This is a genomic window from Vibrio sp. 1580 (assembly GCF_033340055.1).
Genome location: NZ_JAWOVT010000026.1, coordinates 1 through 18,400 on the forward strand (window position 1 = coordinate 1; position 18,400 = coordinate 18,400).

The 18,400-nt window shown below is 45.1% G+C and carries 15 protein-coding genes; 6 read left to right on the top strand and 9 right to left on the bottom strand.

Annotation, left to right across the window (positions count from 1 at the left end; genetic code table 11):
• Positions 1-730: 730 nt before the first annotated feature.
• From R7093_RS23110 to zntR, 4 genes are all read right to left on the bottom strand, one after another.
• Positions 731-2,866: a lysine decarboxylase CadA gene (locus tag R7093_RS23110; protein WP_047102530.1), complete on the bottom strand. Its 2,136-nt coding sequence runs from the start codon at positions 2,864-2,866 to the stop codon at positions 731-733.
• A gap of 117 nt (positions 2,867-2,983) precedes the next feature.
• A complete protein-coding gene (cadB, locus tag R7093_RS23115; RefSeq protein ID WP_047102531.1) occupies positions 2,984-4,327 on the bottom strand; it encodes a cadaverine/lysine antiporter in 1,344 nt (447 codons plus the stop codon).
• Positions 4,328-5,031: 704 nt separating this feature from the next.
• Positions 5,032-6,594 (bottom strand): lysine decarboxylation/transport transcriptional activator CadC, encoded by a 1,563-nt coding sequence (gene cadC / locus R7093_RS23120; RefSeq protein WP_005382530.1) that lies wholly within the window; start codon positions 6,592-6,594, stop codon positions 5,032-5,034.
• A gap of 163 nt (positions 6,595-6,757) precedes the next feature.
• A complete protein-coding gene (gene zntR / locus R7093_RS23125) occupies positions 6,758-7,156 on the bottom strand; it encodes a Zn(2+)-responsive transcriptional regulator (protein WP_005382529.1) in 399 nt (132 codons plus the stop codon).
• Between the two features lie 265 nt (positions 7,157-7,421).
• Between zntR and purH the strand changes: the two genes are divergently transcribed.
• Positions 7,422-9,014, top strand: a complete 1,593-nt coding sequence (purH, locus tag R7093_RS23130; protein ID WP_047102532.1) for a bifunctional phosphoribosylaminoimidazolecarboxamide formyltransferase/IMP cyclohydrolase — start codon at positions 7,422-7,424, stop codon at positions 9,012-9,014.
• A 194-nt stretch (positions 9,015-9,208) separates the two neighbouring features.
• A complete protein-coding gene (purD, locus tag R7093_RS23135) occupies positions 9,209-10,498 on the top strand; it encodes a phosphoribosylamine--glycine ligase (RefSeq protein WP_047102533.1) in 1,290 nt (429 codons plus the stop codon).
• Between the two features lie 84 nt (positions 10,499-10,582).
• Here purD and R7093_RS23140 read toward each other — a convergent pair whose 3' ends face one another.
• Both R7093_RS23140 and hupA read right to left on the bottom strand, forming a co-directional pair.
• The gene (locus R7093_RS23140; protein WP_047102534.1) at positions 10,583-11,281 is read right to left on the bottom strand and encodes a DUF1481 domain-containing protein; all 699 of its coding nucleotides are present in this window, start codon (positions 11,279-11,281) and stop codon (positions 10,583-10,585) included.
• A 39-nt stretch (positions 11,282-11,320) separates the two neighbouring features.
• On the bottom strand, positions 11,321-11,593 hold the full coding sequence (gene hupA / locus R7093_RS23145; RefSeq protein WP_005382524.1) for a nucleoid-associated protein HU-alpha: 273 nt from the start codon (positions 11,591-11,593) through the stop codon (positions 11,321-11,323).
• Between the two features lie 253 nt (positions 11,594-11,846).
• Between hupA and R7093_RS23150 the strand changes: the two genes are divergently transcribed.
• Positions 11,847-12,980: a hemolysin family protein gene (locus tag R7093_RS23150; protein WP_017635548.1), complete on the top strand. Its 1,134-nt coding sequence runs from the start codon at positions 11,847-11,849 to the stop codon at positions 12,978-12,980.
• A 79-nt stretch (positions 12,981-13,059) separates the two neighbouring features.
• On the opposite strand, the gene R7093_RS23155 is transcribed toward R7093_RS23150, so the two are convergent.
• On the bottom strand, positions 13,060-13,647 hold the full coding sequence (locus tag R7093_RS23155; RefSeq protein ID WP_047102535.1) for a YjaG family protein: 588 nt from the start codon (positions 13,645-13,647) through the stop codon (positions 13,060-13,062).
• Positions 13,648-13,713: 66 nt separating this feature from the next.
• Between R7093_RS23155 and R7093_RS23160 the strand changes: the two genes are divergently transcribed.
• Together R7093_RS23160 and R7093_RS23165 are read left to right on the top strand one after the other, a co-directional pair.
• Positions 13,714-14,637 carry a D-2-hydroxyacid dehydrogenase gene (locus R7093_RS23160; RefSeq protein ID WP_047102536.1) on the top strand — a complete coding sequence of 308 codons (924 nt, stop codon included), beginning with the start codon at positions 13,714-13,716 and terminating at the stop codon, positions 14,635-14,637.
• A 2-nt stretch (positions 14,638-14,639) separates the two neighbouring features.
• Positions 14,640-15,212: a uracil-DNA glycosylase family protein gene (locus R7093_RS23165; protein WP_005382518.1), complete on the top strand. Its 573-nt coding sequence runs from the start codon at positions 14,640-14,642 to the stop codon at positions 15,210-15,212.
• A 240-nt stretch (positions 15,213-15,452) separates the two neighbouring features.
• On the opposite strand, the gene hemE is transcribed toward R7093_RS23165, so the two are convergent.
• Entirely contained in the window at positions 15,453-16,520 is a 1,068-nt protein-coding gene (hemE, locus tag R7093_RS23170) for a uroporphyrinogen decarboxylase (RefSeq protein ID WP_047102537.1), read from the bottom strand.
• Positions 16,521-16,767: 247 nt separating this feature from the next.
• The gene (gene nudC, locus R7093_RS23175; RefSeq protein WP_005382516.1) at positions 16,768-17,565 is read right to left on the bottom strand and encodes an NAD(+) diphosphatase; all 798 of its coding nucleotides are present in this window, start codon (positions 17,563-17,565) and stop codon (positions 16,768-16,770) included.
• Between the two features lie 177 nt (positions 17,566-17,742).
• Here nudC and R7093_RS23180 point away from each other — a divergent pair, with 177 nt between their 5' ends.
• Positions 17,743-18,234, top strand: coding sequence for an Rsd/AlgQ family anti-sigma factor (locus R7093_RS23180; protein ID WP_047102538.1), 492 nt, complete (start codon positions 17,743-17,745; stop codon positions 18,232-18,234).
• Positions 18,235-18,400 lie beyond the last annotated feature (166 nt).

Here is an 18,400-nt window from a genome sequence, read left to right on the forward strand (position 1 = left end):
GTTTCATTGAAACCTAATTTGATACCGAAGTATCTAATTGGATTATCATCAACGAGTGCCCACACAGATTGATAGGTTCTTATTTTTAAAGAGCTTTTCTAACATTTTCAGCAACTTAGTTGCTCGTCGTTAGGGGTGCGTATCTTACTTCACACCGTGAGAGAGTCAAGCATTTTTTTCAAATTCTTTTTTCTCTCTTCCCGACTCGCTGTGTGACTTTCGTCTCACTCCGTGTCGGTGGATGCGCAGTATAGGGGGTTGAGAAATTAGCACAAGCGTTTTTTGCAAAAAAACTTTCAACCGCACAAATAACAAGCATTCTGCATAGATACTCAACGATCTTGTCTAATATTTCGGGTTGCAGAGGATCTTTTCATGATGAAACACCTGACTTCTGCATTAAAAGATCGCCGATTTCTTTGTGATTTTGATTGCTGATCTTATCTCTCTTGGTTCTTTTTTCTCTCTCTACCTATATAAAGACGAAAAAAAAGAGCAGAACGATGACGAACTGCTCTTTGGTCTTTGCTTTTTATTTGGGGTACTTCAGGTGAAGTCTTGGAAAAGTGTTTCTTCTATATATAGAAGAAAAGATCAGAGCATCCTTGCCCTTCTCTTTACGACAGATTAGTTAGGGGTATATCTAAATGTCGTTATTGTTCGATGACGCATTGAGCTCGTAAGAGTGGAGCATGCTTGCATTCCCAATGGCGTCATCTTCGAGAGGAACTTAGTTCTTCAATACTTTTACGGTGTAGCTACCATCTTTTTGTTGGTATAGACCGTGGATGTCGGTTTCGAAACCTGGGTAATGCGCACCGATCTCACAAAGCATCTCTAGGAAGTCCAGCACAGGGCGAGACTCTTGAGTCACCATTTCACCAGGAAGTACTAGTGGCACACCTGGAGGGTAAGGAAGGATCATGTTCGCACTTACGCGGCCAACCATTTCTTCCAGTTTGATTTCTTCGATGTTGCCACGAAGCTCTTCTTGCCATGCTGCGTGTGGTGTTACTTTCATTTCTGGAAGTACATCGAACGCTTTGTACATTAGCTCAGGTAGGTTGTATTTCTTAGTTAGGTCATGAATCGCTTGTGCTAGTTCTTGAACACGCATGCCTTCATAGAAGCTTGGGTCTTCGTTGTATAGTGAAGGTAGGAAGCTCTTGATGGTTAGGTTCAAGTCGTAGCCACGTTTAAATTCAGTTAGGCCGCGTAGCAATTGCATTGCTTTTGATTTGTCGATACCGATTGAGAATAGGAACAACAAGTTGTATGGACCTGTTTTCTCTACCACGATGCCGCGCTCGTCTAGGAATTTAGCCACCAGCGAAGCAGGAATACCTGATTCTTCTAGTTCGCCTTCTTTATTCATCCCCGGAGTCAGTAGCGTTACTTTGATTGGGTCAAGATACATGTGGTTGTCATCCATGTTCTTGAAGCCGTGCCATGTGTCGCTAGGGTCTAGTTTCCAACATTCCGTGGTATCGATGTTTTCTGGTTGCCATACATCGAAGAACCAGCTGTCGCTTTCTGCTTCTAGACGTTTGATCTCTTTACGGAAGCGGATTGCGCGATCGATAGAGTCTTGCATCAACTTCTTACCAGTGTTGCCGCGCATCATTGCCGCTGCAGTTTCAGTAGAAGCAACAATGCCGTACTGAGGTGAAGTTGAAGTGTGCATCATGAATGCTTCGTTGAAAGATTCTTTATCAAAGTCGCCTTTCACATGAATCATTGAAGCTTGTGAGAACGCAGCCAACAGTTTGTGTGTTGATTGTGTTTCGTAGAACACTTTGCCTGGCATCGCTTCACCACTCATACCACATTTACCTTCGTAAATTGGGTTGAAGTTAGTGTAAGGCACCCAAGCACTGTCGAAGTGGATGTGTTTACAATCTAGCGACTCTTTGATGAATTGTGTGTTGTACAGCAAGCCATCGTAAGTTGAGTTAGTCACTACTGCGTAAGTTGGTGCTATTGCACCTGGTGTTTTCGCCACTTTCTCTGCAATGACATCGCGGCTGAATTCGCTTTGTGGAATACCACCAAGGATGCCGTATGCGTTACGAGTTGGGCGGAAGTAGATTGGTGTCACGTCGCTCATCATCATTAGGTGAGTCAGAGATTTGTGACAGTTACGGTCAATCAGTACTGTGCTGCCAGCAGGTGCTGAGTACATACCAACGATTTTGTTCGATGTAGACGTACCGTTAGTTACGATGTACGAGCTGTCAGCATTGAATGTACGTGCGATGTATTCTTCTGCATCTTTATGTGGACCTGAGTGGTCTAGTAGAGAACCTAGTTCAGGCATTGAGATTGATACGTCCGCTTTGAATGTGTTTGGACCGTAAAAATCGTAGAAGATGCTACCAGCAGGGCTTTTCTGGAATGCAGTACCGCCCATGTGACCTGGAGTACAGAAGGTGTATTTACCTTCTTCTACGTATTTGAATAACGCTTTAGTGAATGGAGGCATGATGGCATCTTTGTATGCCTCAGTCGCTTGGTTGATTTTGATAGCGATGTCGTCAGCCATACCTAAAGCGTACTCGAAGAAGCTCACGTTTAGACGTAGGTCTGTTAGTGAAATGTCTAGAGTAGACTGTTCGTTAGCAAATGCGTGAACAGGCAGTTTTTCGTTGATTTGGCTGATACGTTCACATAGCTCTAGTGAGTATTTATCCCAGTCGAACAGCACACCGCAAATACGAGGGTTCATCTCAATCATTTTGATCAAGTCTTTATCATCTACTGGGTAAACCACTTCGTAGCCCGCTTTCTCAAGAGCAGCGTGAAGTTGACGAACTGGCTCTTCTTTAAAGAACACACCCATGTGGTTCAAGATAGCGAATATATTCATTTGGACATCTCCAAGGCGAATGAGGGCGCTCTTTGCCATTTACAGGCAATGAGTAAAGTGAGCGCCGCGTGAATTTGGGTTTTATGGGCTGGCACCTTAGTGCCAGCGTTTTGGGGATTAGTTGCTTGCTTGGGCAGGCATGTCGTCAGCGTGCATTTTCACGTACTGAGCAAGACCTGCTTTTTTGCTGTAGAACATCAAGATAACTAGAGACACGATGAAGGTTGCTGTTAGCGTACCGCCCTCTGCACCTGCTAGTGCGATGAAGCAGAACAGACAAGCCACACCAGAGAACAGCATTACGAAGCCGTTGCGTGTTGTCATACCTTCGAAGCGAATCAAGTTAATGCTTGAGTAGAAGTAAGGCAGCATTGTTAGTAGAACCGCGTCAGTTGTTAGCTGGTTGAATAGGTCTGATGCGTGTGCTGTTTTAGAGCTGAAGAACATCAGTACAGCCATCAGCGCAGTCATCTTGATTGACGCAAGGATTAGACCTTTCTTAGGCACACCGTTTTTGTCAGTTTCGCCGTAGATTTTAGGGAAGTTGCCGTCGTTTGCTGCGCGTTTACCTGCTTCACCTACTAGCATCATCCAAGAACCTAGCGAAGTGAAACATGCTAGCGCTGTGAATGCTGATACGAATGGTGCTGTCCAGCTACCGAATAGCTCAGTGGTTGCTAGTGCAAATGGCGCACCTGATGCCGCAACTTCTGACGCTGGGAACATGCCGCTGATCATTTGAGTTGATAGGATGTAAATCACACCTGCGATACCAGTACCCAACATAGTTGCTAGTGGTACAGTACGTTTAGGGTTTTCTACCATACCAGTCGATACCGCTGCTGATTCCACACCTACGAATGACCATAGACAGATAAGAACCGCTGTTACTACCGCGTGGCTGTCAGTGCCTGCTGATACGTTCCAGTTTTGGCTGTAAAGCGCAGTATCGAAGTGCGTCCAACCAAATGCAGCTGTACCAACAACAGGGATAAGGATAAGAACTAGACCAAGCGTACATAGACGGCTTACCCAGCTACCACCAAGTAGGTTGACGAAAGTGAAGATCCATACCGATGCAATCGTCGCAATACCTGCTGGGATTGGGTTATTAAGCACAGGGAAGAATACAGAAAGGTAAGAAACACCTGTAATGGCAATAGCCAGGTTACCAATCCAGTTCGCGTGGTAATAAAGAACGCCCGTTTGGAAACCAAATACCGGAGACACTTCGCCAGCATAAGCGATAGGACCACCTTCTTGTGGGTTTTTGGTTGCCAGACGAGCGTAAACGAACGCCAGACTCAGTGCTCCGACCAAACAGATCAGCCAACTGAAGATTGAAACAGAGCCTACAGAGGCAAGACTAGAAGGTAATAGTGCAATACCACTACCCATCATGTTACCGGCTACGACACCCGTACAGGCAATAAGGCCGATTTTTTTCGCATTCGATGACATAACATCTCCAAATCTATTCTACTCGAGTCAACATGACTCAAACTGAATGGTTATTAGCGAGATGCTATGAGGAGGAACCTTCTCGACCTCGCTAAATTTCGAAGTGAAGACTACGCCCAAAAATCGGGAAAAAAATAAACTTGGTGTTATCAATAAAATGATTAGTTCATCAACATCAAGTTGAGATAAACATGATAAACACAAAAATATAAAACTATATTATTCATACGGTTATGAGAAAAAACATCAAACCTTCTACCGATAGATAAACTCTCATCAACTCGTTGGTCATCGCGATAAAAGTTATCAACCTCTATCAACTTCCCCATCCCGAAGGGTTAATTCCCTGAAGTGTTGATTCCATAAATCTCTCCCTGATCGCGCTTTTTGACCCACATCAATATTCATCTCGCCTGCAAGAAAGCATCAGAATCATTCTCGCCACATAACTCAGCCAGACACTCCATACAATCAATATAAATAGAGATAGAGATAGAGATAGAGATAGAGATAGAGATAGAGATAGAGATAGAGATAGAGATAGAGAAGCAAAGCGGGTATGTATTCCCGTTGCAAGCTTGCGTTGTTAGCTCCTTCGTAAGTCATTGCCCCACCGCCCCACCCTTTTCACTTTTCGACAGCGACAAAAAAGCCCCTCATCGAAATGAGGGGCTAGCATTAGGCTGACGTTGAGTCCGAGAGAATTAAAGCATTCGAACGACAGAAGGGTGAACGGCGCGATACATGGCGTAATCAATCGCCTTCATGTTACTTGGGAAGACCAAGTTTTCGCACAGCAGGTACGTCTCAACCGACGTATCAATATAGAAAGCTTCACTGTAAGACTCACTGGCTAAATCCAGATCACCATCCAATTCGGCGTGCTTACCGCGAATCACATAGGAAAGCACTGAATCACGTAACCTCAATGCCTGTCCGAGATGCCGCTTGGCTAACGCCATGTCACCAATGATGGTTTCGTGCAGTGCTAAAGCTTCATAAATTCGCGGTTGAATTGGCCCCACCATCATTTTCACATTAGTCTCTAGTGCTTCACTGAGCTGCTGCATTCGCCCTTTCTTCAACTCCTGTGAGAAATCAAGTGCCTTTTGTACATGGTAAGCAATCAACAACTCAGCTTGAACGTAAGCATTATCCGGCTCGATTTCTAAAATGTTTTCCATCAAGTCGATACCTTGGCGGAATTGTTTAGTATCAGAGACATTAAGGTAATGGTTAGCCTGAACAAACAACTCCAACGCGTCAGGATTCATTGGCATTCCCGCCACCAGCATCGTAGATTTCAATTTGGCATCCGACACTTTCAGCACTTGCATCAAATCCAACGACGCTTGTTGAAGCACTGTCTTTAAATGACTACTGGTTAACGCGTATTGACGACTAAACAACACTTTCTCAGATGAGTTATTGCGATATTCCACCTCTAAAAAGCTGCCACCGTCATTCTCACGAACTCTCACCACAACCGATTTACCAGGCACAATGCCAGAAGTAAACGACGCCTTCTTTAGCATGACTCGGTAATCACTGACTTGAGCAATGTCGGACATCAACTTTTGGGCGAATCCGTCTGCCAAATCGTAGCTTAATCCTTCATTCGTAAAATTATCTTGAAACTTGAACTCAATCAGATGGGTATCGATGGCTTGGGTAATACGCACTTCCGATTGCTTGTAGGTAAACACGCCCATCACTACGACCAACATACTGATCCAGATGAAGTTCATAATTCCCAATCGCCAAGGACTGATTTTGTTTTTGCTCTGAGGGGCTTTTTTCTCTTTTGACATCTCGCAGACCGCGCGAGTTAGAGGACCTGCTGGAAAGGTAACGGCTGGTGCTATAGGTAGACAATCCTCTTCCGATTCTTCAACCGAAGGTGGGATCTCTTCATTTTGCCGACTTGTGACAAACTCTTCATGCGTCATAGTAACCACGTTCGCTACCAGCTTATAGCCACGCTTGGGCACCGTGATAACGTAGTTGGTATTTTCCTCTCGACCGTCACGTAGTAGCTTACGCAACTCAAAGATGGATTGAGTCACCACTTGATCGGTCACAATCGCTCCAGCCCAAACGTACTGAATCAATTCCTCGCGGTTGAACACCTCATTCGCATGCTCCGCTAAGAAGTGCAAAAGATTAATTAAGCGTGGCTCAACAGTAACTTCCCTATCTTGTCGATACAGCTTATTTTCATCAACGCTCAAAACCCAGTCATTGATTTGAAAATAGACTCCAACCATGTATGAAAACTCTCGTATCTACAGACAGCGTTACGGTAGGAATCAGACAATGGTTGATTCCTACAAGTAACTAAAGGCAAGATTATAGGTGGGAAAGCAGCGTGTACCTAGAAAAGCAAGTCGCCAAAAATGCAAACTTAAGTTAAGTGATTCAAGAATGAGACTACTCAAGTGCTGCAAGGATAGAGCAATGTGTGGCGTCATCGTCTGTATGACCACAACAAGCATCATTAATCTTCTTTAACGCTCGGCGAATTTTCGTCAGCTCGTTAATTTTCCCATCAATCAGCTCTAACTTAGCAGAAGTAATGGCTTTTACCTCTGCACAGCTGTGTTCTGTCGCTTCTAACTTAATTTCTAACAGGTCTTTAATTTCATCCAGACTCAAGCCAAGATCTTTACCTTTGAGGATAAAGTGCACCTGCTTTTGATTCTCTTCATCATACAAGCGGTAGCCTGACTCACTTCGTCCTGCGGGTTTTATTAGCGCGTTTTTCTCGTAGAAACGCAATGTATCGGCAGTCACACCACAACGTTTTGCCAGTTCACCTATCTGAAACATAACTTCCCCTATTAACTATCTCGTTACTTTTAAAGCTAAAGAACGACTTTTTTGCAATTATTTTTGAGATGCCAAACGATTGCGCGAGCTTTTTTGTAATAAATTGGTTAGAATACGCGCCATCAAATGTGGAGACTGTTTTCTAACCAGAAAACACCCTGCAAAGGTCTTTACCAAAACTGGCCAATATTTTACCCCAAGAGGTAAAAACAAGTTCATTTTTGGCAAACATCTTTAACTCCGTGAATTTGAGGAAAATGGAAGCATGAATAACGCTCGTCCTATTCGCCGTGCGCTTATCAGCGTATCAGACAAAACAGGTATTGTTGAGTTTGCGCAAGCTCTTGCTGAGCGCGGTGTCGATATCCTATCTACTGGTGGTACAGCTCGCCTACTTGCCGAACAAGGCATCGCCGTAACCGAAGTCTCTGACTACACTGGTTTCCCAGAAATGATGGACGGCCGCGTTAAAACGCTTCACCCAAAAGTTCACGGTGGTGTGCTTGGTCGTCGTGGCCAAGATGATGACGTGATGGAAAAGCACGGCATCAACCCTATCGATATGGTTGTCGTAAACCTATACCCATTCGCAGAAACCGTTGCCAAAGAAGGCTGTACACTGGCCGACGCGGTTGAAAACATCGATATCGGCGGCCCAACAATGGTTCGTTCTGCAGCGAAAAACCACAAAGACGTGACTATCGTTGTTAACGCAGGTGATTACGGCCGCGTAATTGCAGAGATGGACGCAAACGACAAATCTCTCACTCTCGAAACTCGTTTCGACCTAGCTATCGCAGCATTCGAACACACGGCTTCTTACGACGGCATGATCGCAAACTACTTCGGCACTATGGTTCCATCTTACGGTGAGAACAAAGAAGGTGATGAAGAGTCTAAATTCCCACGTACTTTCAACCAGCAATTCGAGAAGAAGCAAGACATGCGCTACGGTGAGAACAGCCACCAAGCAGCCGCATTCTACGTTGAAGCAAACCCACAAGAAGCATCTGTTTCTACTGCTCGCCAAATCCAAGGTAAAGCCCTCTCTTACAACAACATCGCAGACACTGACGCAGCACTTGAATGTGTGAAAGAGTTCAACGAGCCAGCATGTGTGATCGTAAAACACGCAAACCCATGTGGTGTAGCTCTAGGTAAAGACATTCTAGAAGCGTACAACCGCGCTTACCAAACTGACCCAACATCTGCATTCGGCGGCATCATTGCATTCAACCAAGAGCTAGATGCTGAAACAGCAGCCGCTATTGTTGAGCGTCAATTCGTTGAAGTGATCATCGCACCTTCAGTTTCTGCTGAAGCGATTGAAGTGGTTGCAGCGAAGAAAAACGTGCGTCTACTTGAGTGTGGCAAATGGACAACTAAGACAACTGGCTTTGACGTGAAACGCGTGAATGGCGGTCTACTGGTTCAAGACCGTGACCAAGGCATGGTAAGCCTAGACGACCTAAAAGTGGTTTCTAAGCGCCAGCCAACAGAAGAAGAGCTGAAAGATGCACTGTTCTGCTGGAAAGTAGCGAAATACGTGAAATCTAACGCGATCGTTTACTCGAAAGGCGACATGACTATCGGTGTAGGCGCTGGCCAAATGAGCCGCGTTTACTCTGCGAAAATCGCAGGCATCAAAGCTGCAGACGAAGGTCTACAGGTTGAAGGTTGTGTAATGGCATCAGATGCATTCTTCCCATTCCGTGACGGTATCGACGCGGCTGCAGAAGCAGGCATCAAGTGTGTTATCCAACCTGGTGGTTCTATGCGTGATGACGAAGTTATCGCAGCAGCAGACGAACACGGCATGGCGATGATCTTTACCGGTATGCGTCACTTCCGCCACTAATCCTCTCGTCTTCACTGGGACGATAACTGCGTTGACGGCGTTCACTTATCCTAATCACATAGCATACTATGCTCATAGGAATAAGTTCACTTGTCGCCTTGTCCTCGTCCCATTGAATTAGAGAGGCCATACTCAGGTCTTTGCGAAATATCTGAGTTTGAGCAAACGGTATTTATAAGATTAAGGATTTTCATATGCGAGTTTTAATCATTGGTTCAGGCGGTCGTGAACATGCGCTAGGCTGGAAAGCAGCGCAAAACCCAAATGTTGAGACTATCTTCGTTGCACCAGGCAACGCAGGTACAGCACTAGAGCCAAAACTAGAGAACGTAAACATCGATGTAGAAGACATCGCTGGCCTTGTTGCTTTCGCCAAAGAGAAGGCGATTGAACTGACTATCGTTGGCCCAGAAGCACCATTGGTTATTGGTGTGGTTGATGCTTTCCGCGAAGCAGGTTTGCCAATATTCGGCCCGACCCAAGCCGCAGCGCAGCTTGAAGGCTCTAAAGCGTTTACCAAAGACTTCCTTGCTCGTCACCAAATTCCAACGGGTGCCTACGCGAATTTCACTGAAATCGAGCCTGCACTGGCTTACGTGCGTGAGCAAGGTGCACCGATCGTGGTGAAAGCCGACGGCCTTGCAGCTGGTAAAGGCGTGATTGTGGCAATGACGCTAGAAGAAGCTGAGGACGCAATCAAAGACATGCTAGCAGGCAACGCATTTGGTGATGCTGGTAGTCGTGTCGTTATCGAAGAGTTCCTAGATGGTGAAGAAGCAAGCTTCATCGTGATGGTGGATGGTGAGAACGTTCTGCCAATGGCCACCAGCCAAGACCACAAACGCGTAGGCGACAAAGATACTGGTCCTAACACCGGTGGCATGGGAGCATACTCTCCAGCTCCAGTGGTGACACAAGAAATCCACAACCGCATCATGGAAGAAGTGATTTACCCAACCGTACGTGGCATGGCCGCTGAAGGTAACCCTTACACTGGTTTCCTATACGCGGGTCTTATGATCGACAAAGACGGCACTCCGAAAGTGATCGAGTACAACTGCCGCTTCGGTGATCCTGAGACACAACCTATCATGATGCGCATGGAATCAGATCTTGTTGATCTGTGCCTAGCGGCAATCGACGAGAAACTGGATCAAGCGGAATCGAAGTGGGATCCACGAGCATCGATTGGTATCGTGCTAGCAGCCGGTGGTTATCCAGCAGCGTACAACAAAGGCGACGTTATTTCGGGTCTGCCACAAGTTGAAATTGAAGGCGAGAAAGTCTTCCATGCTGGTACAGGTAACAAAGATGGCGACATCGTGACAAACGGTGGTCGTGTTCTTTGTGCAACCGCACTTGGCAACAGCGTATCAGAAGCGCAGCAGCGTGCTTACGAGCTTGCAAAACAGATCAGTTGGGATGGCATGTTCCATCGCAACGACATCGGCTACCGTGCAATTGCACGTGAGCAAGAAAAATAAAAACAACATAAGTTGGCTCAAAAAACAAAAGGCGCACTCAGCGCCTTTTTTATTGTTCTTGTTCGACAGAATGCGAAGCAATGTTTATTCAGAGATCAACGTTGGCCGAGAAACACAATCAAAGTCATCGTCATTGAGCATCAACAGTTCATCGACCATTGCTTTGTTTCGTGACTGCTTGCCGACAAAAGCCACATAACTGTCTACCGATGAGAGACGCTCGATAATAAATTTTGGCAACGTCTGATTAAACTCGAGTGTCGAGAACACCTTACCTTTGCAGGTTTCAAACGATTGACCATTCCAATAACCTTGAATAAGGCTCTGATTGTTACGAGACTGCGCCTTAACCGATGCCACTACGTCATTCGCTTCTGCTTTGTAGCGCTCTAATTGGTCATGCTGAAGTGGTAAGACTTTACGGTTAACACGATATTTTTGGTAAACCGCTTCGCCATCTTTATTGAAACGGATGTGGATTTGAAAAGGCACCAACTCTTGTTTGGTATCAACTTGCTCGCCTTTTCGAATCAACTCTCGCAACTCACCTTCATCCCAGCGATAATCACTCTGGAACCAACCATTGTCCCCCATAGTCACATAATCAGCCGCCGTACTCACACGAGTGAGTTTCTCTGTCATCCAATACAAGCTGCTAGCATCTCCCGTAACTTTACCACCAGAAAAATGCGTGAATTGTTCTAAATTAGGAGTTTCAACCGACGAACAGCCAAAAAGGGTAAGGCTAGATAGGAGAAGTGAAGTGAGTAGATGTTTTTTCATGAAATTGCACCGAGGCAGGATACCTCGGTGCATTCTAACTTAGTTTACTGATTCTTTCAGCGCTTTACCTGCTACGAATGCTGGTACGTTAGCTGCTGCGATTTGAATCTCGTCACCAGTCTTAGGGTTACGACCAGTACGTGCAGCGCGGTGGTTTACTTTGAATGTACCAAAACCAATTAGTTGAACTTGGTCACCCTCTTTAAGTGCGCCAGTTACACCATCAAGAGTCGCTTCAAGAGCAGCTTTTGCTTGTGCTTTTGATAGGTCTGCTTTCTCTGCGATAAAGTCGATTAATTGGGTCTTGTTCATTAGGTTTCCCTTCTCATAGGTTATCGAATTCGTCTCACTCTAAAACATAAATGCCCCATCTGGCAAAGGTTTGTAAGCGATCTTTCGATTTTCTGACGTACTTTTAGCCATAATATGAGTAATAACTCACAATTTGTTACCACATACCCCCTGAAAACCCTTGCTTTCCAAGGTATTTGGACCAATTTATAAGTCACTTTTGCGGTTATAATAGCTGCAAATAACCACTATCAAACTACATTCAAGGGCAACTATGCTGCTGTTATCCATTTATATCTCTATTGCAATCGGCATTTCGTTTATCTGTTCGGTGCTGGAGGCGGTACTGCTGAGTATCAGTCCGAGCTACATTGCGCAGCTCAATCAACAGGGGCATCCCGCAGCTGGGCAATTGGCTAAGCTGAAATCAGATATCGACCGACCACTGGCATCTATTCTGACTTTAAACACCATCGCTCACACTATCGGCGCGGCCACTGCTGGTGCACAAGCTGCGGTTGTATTTGGTAGCGAAGCATTAGGTATCTTTTCGGCAGTGCTGACATTGGCGATCTTAGTGCTTTCAGAAATCGTACCGAAGACGATTGGCGCGACCTACTGGCGTCAGTTGGCACCCACTGCCGCGGTCGCATTGCGTTGGATGGTATGGGCGCTTACACCCTTTGTTTGGTTCTCAGAGCAAATCACCAAGCGTCTTGCTCGTAACCACGAAGCTCCAAAGATGCGTGATGAGCTGTCTGCAATGGCGATTCTGGCACGTGAAAGCGGTGAGTTTGCCGAGGGTGAATCAAAAATCTTAAGCAACTTGCTTGGCATCCAAGATGTACCCGTAACGCAGGTTATGACGCCACGACCAGTAGTATTCCGTGTCGATGCCACAATGACCATCAATGAGTTCCTAGAAAAACACAAAGATACGCCTTTCTCACGCCCATTGGTTTACAGCGAGCAGAAAGATAACATCATTGGTTTTGTGCATCGCCTTGAGTTGTTCAAACTACAACAATCAGGTAGTGGACAGAAACAGTTGGGAGCAATCATGCGCCCAATTCAAGTGGTGCTAAACAATACCACTTTACCTAAAGTATTCGACCAGATGATGACTCATCGCTTACAGCTGGCACTTGTTGTTGATGAATACGGTACCGTGCTAGGTTTGGTAACGTTGGAAGATATTTTTGAACACCTCGTAGGCGAGGAGATCATCGACGAAGCAGATAAAAGCACTGACATGCAGGAGCTGGCTTACCAACGCTGGGAAAGCTGGAAAGAAATGCACGGCGTAATCGAAAGCCGCGATGACGATGAAGAAGATAACGAGCTGGAGAAGCAGGATAAAGAGCCAGAAGCTCAAGAGCCACCGAAATCCGACTCGAAAGAATCGTAATCAGCATTAGGTATAACAGCTTAAACGCACAAACAAAAAAGGCATCCAGTTAGGATGCCTTTTTCTATTTATTCAACAATTAAAGCGCAATACCGATGTTGCTCACACCTTCATCACGTAGCTCTTCACGCAAATCTTTAATCAAGCTGATGTCACGTTCTACCGCTTCACGCAGCGGACGGAAGATAGCCCACTGGACGTCCCACTCTTCACATACGGCTTCGTTTTCTTTCTGGTTGTCGTTAGTGATTGGCTCTGCGCCTTGTGCTTGCTCTAGATCAGCAACGGTTTGTACCGACTGTTGACTCACTTTAAGCATTGAATCGAAAAGGTAGTCGCGGTCCAATAGACCATGCAGTAACGTAGACAAACCCTGACACGCGTCCATCGCTGGGTAAACGCCGTAAAAATCGAACTCATCCGCACTTGGGAACAACTCTTCTAACTTCTCCAATTGACGTTCGAAGTTAATTTTCGCGTTCTTAACTGTCAAAATTTCCCATACACTATCAAGAATCGCTCGGTAAGCACGCGGGTCAGCAAATTCTGTATTCTCACAAAACATCGCATAGTTTGGATACATGCGTTCACACAGACACGCCATAAAGGTAATTTGTTGCCAAGGTTCTAGTTTTTCTAAACGAACCTGAAGAGGATTCTTAAGCATAGTCACTCAATCATTGAAGAAAAAAACAGCGAAAGTGTACTTGATTCATCACAGGGAAAAAAGTTAATGCCGCATTCAAATCAGATTTTCCTGCTCTCAGAGCATCGCGACACCTACAAAACGTTACTGGCAGAGAAAAATCTGCCCGATCTTTGCCTCACCGACCAACCAGAAGCCGCTCAGATCGTACTAGCGGATCCACCCTTACTATCACAAAGCTTAGACGAATTTTCACAGCTTGAATGGGTGCAATCCACGTTTGCTGGTGTCAACGCCTTAACATCCCCTAGCCTTCGTCAGGACTATACTCTAACTAACGTTCGAGGCATCTTTGGTCCGCTGATTGCTGAATATGTTTTGGGTTACAGTATTGCCCATTACCGCCACTTTGCCCGATACCACCAGCAACAACAAAACAAACAATGGCAGCCTCACCTGTACACGTCATTACAAAGTAAAACCATGGTAATTCTTGGTACCGGTAGCATTGGGGGCTATCTGGGCAACGCCGCTAAAGCAATGGGGATAAAAACTATCGGTATTAACCGCACAGGTATCCCGACTTCAGGCGGCGAGTTTCATCAGACCTTTCATATCAATGAACTAAGTAAGGCATTTGAGCAAGCCGACATCGTTGTGAATACTCTACCAAGTACACCTGAGACGCGACAGTTACTTAATCGTCAAACGCTCAGCCAACTAAATCAGGCGTTATTATTTAACGTAGGTCGTGGCGACGTACTGGATGAGACAGGGTTGCTCTTCGCTCTGAAAAACCGTTGGGTAGAACACGCCTTCTTAGATGTGTTTGAGCAAGAACCGTTATCGGTAGAGCATCCGTTTTGGAAACTACCGCAAGTCACCATCACTCCACACATTGCTGCGCTGAGTTTTCCCGAGCAAGTCATCGAGATTTTTGCTGACAACTATCTACGCTGGCGCGATGGATTTTCATTAAATTATCAAGTGGATTTCGAAAAGGGTTACTGAGAATGTCGTTAGACGAGCTATTGCAACAAGTGAGGGCCTGCCAGATATGCGCGGATAATTTACCTTTGGGCGCAAACCCTGTCGTACAAGCCGCAAAAGGGGCACGCATCCTAATCATCGGTCAGGCCCCTGGCACACGTGTACACAAAACCTCGATACCTTGGAATGACCCAAGTGGTGATCGATTACGCCAATGGCTCGATATCGACAAAGACGTTTTCTACGACCCAAATAAAATTGCCATTGTCCCAATGGGATTCTGTTATCCAGGCAAAGGGAACTCTGGTGATTTACCGCCTCGTAAAGAATGTGCGCCCACTTGGCATAAAAAGATTCTTGAGCAGCTGCCCAATATAGAGCTCACTCTACTAATTGGTCAATACTCGCAGCAGTACTATCTCACCAACAAACCAAAGACGCTCACGCAAACCGTTCAGCAATGGCAAGATTGGGAACCGGACTTTATCCCGCTCCCTCACCCATCTCCACGCAATACATTGTGGTTAAAGAAGAATCCTTGGTTTGAATCTGACGTCGTGCCATACCTTAAAAAACGCGTTCACTCGATGCTTTAGGTCACCCATGATCTAATTGCTTGTTTATCTGTACAAGAAAATTAGAACATAAAACCAGAAATCATAAGTATTTGTTTATATTAAACTTTAATATCCAGTGTACAGCTAGAGTAGTAATTAGACCATAGCAGGCCAAATACTACTAGAGCTGTACAGCCTTGAGTCTCAGATAGAAAAACTGAATTTTAGGTAAAAAAATACCGGCACTGAATGCCGGCATTTGATTTCAAAAAGTCGAAGTTACTTGTGGTACGGCTTAGATAGCTCGTGTACCGCTTCCACAAATACACCCGCGTTTTCTGGCGGCACATCCAAATGGATACCGTGACCTAGGTTGAACACATGACCAGTACCTGCATTACCAAAACCTTCTAGAATACCCGCGACTTCTTCACGGATACGCTCTGGTGAAGCGTAAAGCATTGATGGGTCCATGTTACCTTGCAGCGCCACTTTATCACCGATACGTGCTTTCGCGTCTGCAATGTTGATTGTCCAGTCTAGACCAACCGCATCACAACCCGTTGCTGCGATTTGCTCAAGCCACATGCCGCCATTCTTAGTAAACAGTGTGACTGGCACGCGACGACCGTCGTTTTCACGAATCAGACCATCTACAATCTTGTGCATGTATTGCAGTGAGAACAGATTGTAATCACGAGGCGTTAGTACGCCACCCCATGTGTCAAATACCATTACCGATTGCGCACCCGCTTTAATTTGCGCGTTTAAGTACTCGATAACGCTGTCTGCCAGCTTATCTAGAAGTAGGTGCAGAGTTTGTGGTTCCGCGTACATCATCTTCTTGATCTTGGTAAACGCTTTAGAGCTACCACCTTCGATCATATACGTCGCAAGAGTCCAAGGACTACCAGAAAAACCAATCAGCGGCACTTCACCCTTCAGGTCTTTACGGATCTGGCGTACTGCGTTCATTACGTATTGCAGTTCACCTTCAGGATCTGGCAAACCAATTTTTTCCACGTCGGCTTTGCATGTAATTGGGTTATCAAAAACAGGTCCTTCACCCGCAGCAAAACGCAAACCAAGCCCCATTGCATCTGGAATCGTTAAGATGTCCGAGAATAAGATCGCGGCATCAAGAGGAAAACGGCGTAATGGTTGAAGTGTCACTTCGGATGCTAATTCTGCATTTCGACACAAAGACATGAAATCACCCGCTTCTGCACGAGTCGCTTTGTATTCTGGTAGGTAACGACCTGCCTGGCGCATCATCCATACTGGCGTGTAATCTACCGGCTCTTTTAAAAGCGCACGCAGATAACGATCATTTTTTAATTCAGTCATTCCGTAATTCCAACTGTTAGGCTTTCTGTGAAAGGGGGTATTCTATCACTGATTTAAGTCCAATAGCTGTGTGCTTTGCAACCTGGATCAAGTTATTAACTTTTAAATCAATGCTTAATTTGCACCCAATCGGTATCAGTGTTAAAAATTTGTTCGCTAGCGAAAACTACAATTATAAACTGAGTACTTAGTACTCAGCATCTCATAACGACATCTTACTTACCCCCTCCCTCTCGGAGGGTTTTTTTTATCTATTTATCAGACAATTAGAGTCTATATCTTTCAGCGTTTGTTCGATAAGTGCTCTTGCAATCGTTCCTTTAGGCGCAACAGGCGGCATCTCGTCGATACCAAACCATTGTGCATCAGACAGCTCAGTGTAGTCTGGGCTTAACTCTCCGGATTCATAGTCAGCTAAAAACCCCATCATCATACTGGATGGGAAAGCCCAAGGCTGGCTGCCAAAGTAGCGAATATTTTTAACGAGAATTCCCGTTTCTTCATGAATTTCTCGAGCCACGCACTCTTCTAATGTCTCACCGACTTCTAGAAAACCCGCAATAACCGTATACATACCATTTCGATGCCTTGGATGTTGGGCTAATAAGATCTGATTTTCTTTACGTACAGCAACGATAATACACGGAAATATTCTAGGATAATGAAGGGTGCGACATTCACCACACTGCATGGCTAACTGGTTATTATTAAGAAAGTTTCTTCCTCCGCACTGTGGACAAAAGCGCAAACTTTGCGTCATGTGCCCATATTGCACAGCTTTACTTAACAACATAAATAATGGCTCAGGAAAATGCAGGCAGTCACGCAGGGATACTAAAGGTAGATCATGCTCTAAATCGGCCAAGTTAAGCCACATGACGGGCGAACCAGAATACTCACCAATGGGTCTTGCACTCGTTACTGGCAGTGATAACTGCTCTGCAGACCCGAAGGGCACAGCACCATCCACCAGCCAAATTTCACTTCCTGCAACAACACACCAGTATGCATTTATCGCGCGGTTAACATCACCTTTTCTTAACATTACACCATCCCTTTGCTTGAAGTTCGTTCATTTTACTGGCAATCTAATTTCATACTAGAGTTTATCGTTAAGTAAATGTGCACTCTAAATTCTAGTAAGGACAAGAGTTTGTAATAACTTTACTAACTTTGCTTTGCAAAGGATACGTTCGCCGATGGGCGATCAGATCATGAGGGCATGGTCATGCTAAGAAAATTCAAACAAACACAAGACCAGTGGGGTGGCTCAAGTGATGTCATTGATCACTGGTTAGAGACACGACAATCCCTGATTGTTGAATATTGTAAGCTTGCAGCGCTGCAACCTTGTTCGAAAACCAATGTTATTGAACTCCCATCTCCTTCCGAACTGCAGGATTTCTGTCAGCACCTCGTTGATTACATCTCCGAAGGCCACTTTAAAATTTATGACATGGTTATGGACCGTTGGAAAGCAACCGGCTTTGTCGTGACTAATGAGATCAATCAAACCTATGGTCAAATTGTTCTAACGACTGAACCATTATTGAACTTTAACGATAAGTACTCAGAAGTGACTGAAGATGATGAATTAAATGATTTCGATTCTGATATGTGTATCATTGGGGAAATTCTTGAGACTCGCTTTGAAGTCGAGGACTATCTGATACAGCAAATCGCAGAAAGCCTGTCTATGCCACCTGGAGCTTAGTATTTGCAAACATTCAGAAATAGAGTGAGAGAAAAGACTGACGATCATCGTCGGTCTTTTTTGTTTCTAGCTTTATCGAAAATCCCACCGGAAGAACAAAGCAGTATAAAAAACTAAAAAGGCACCCGAAGGTGCCTTTTTCTTAAGCTTTTAACGATTACTCGTT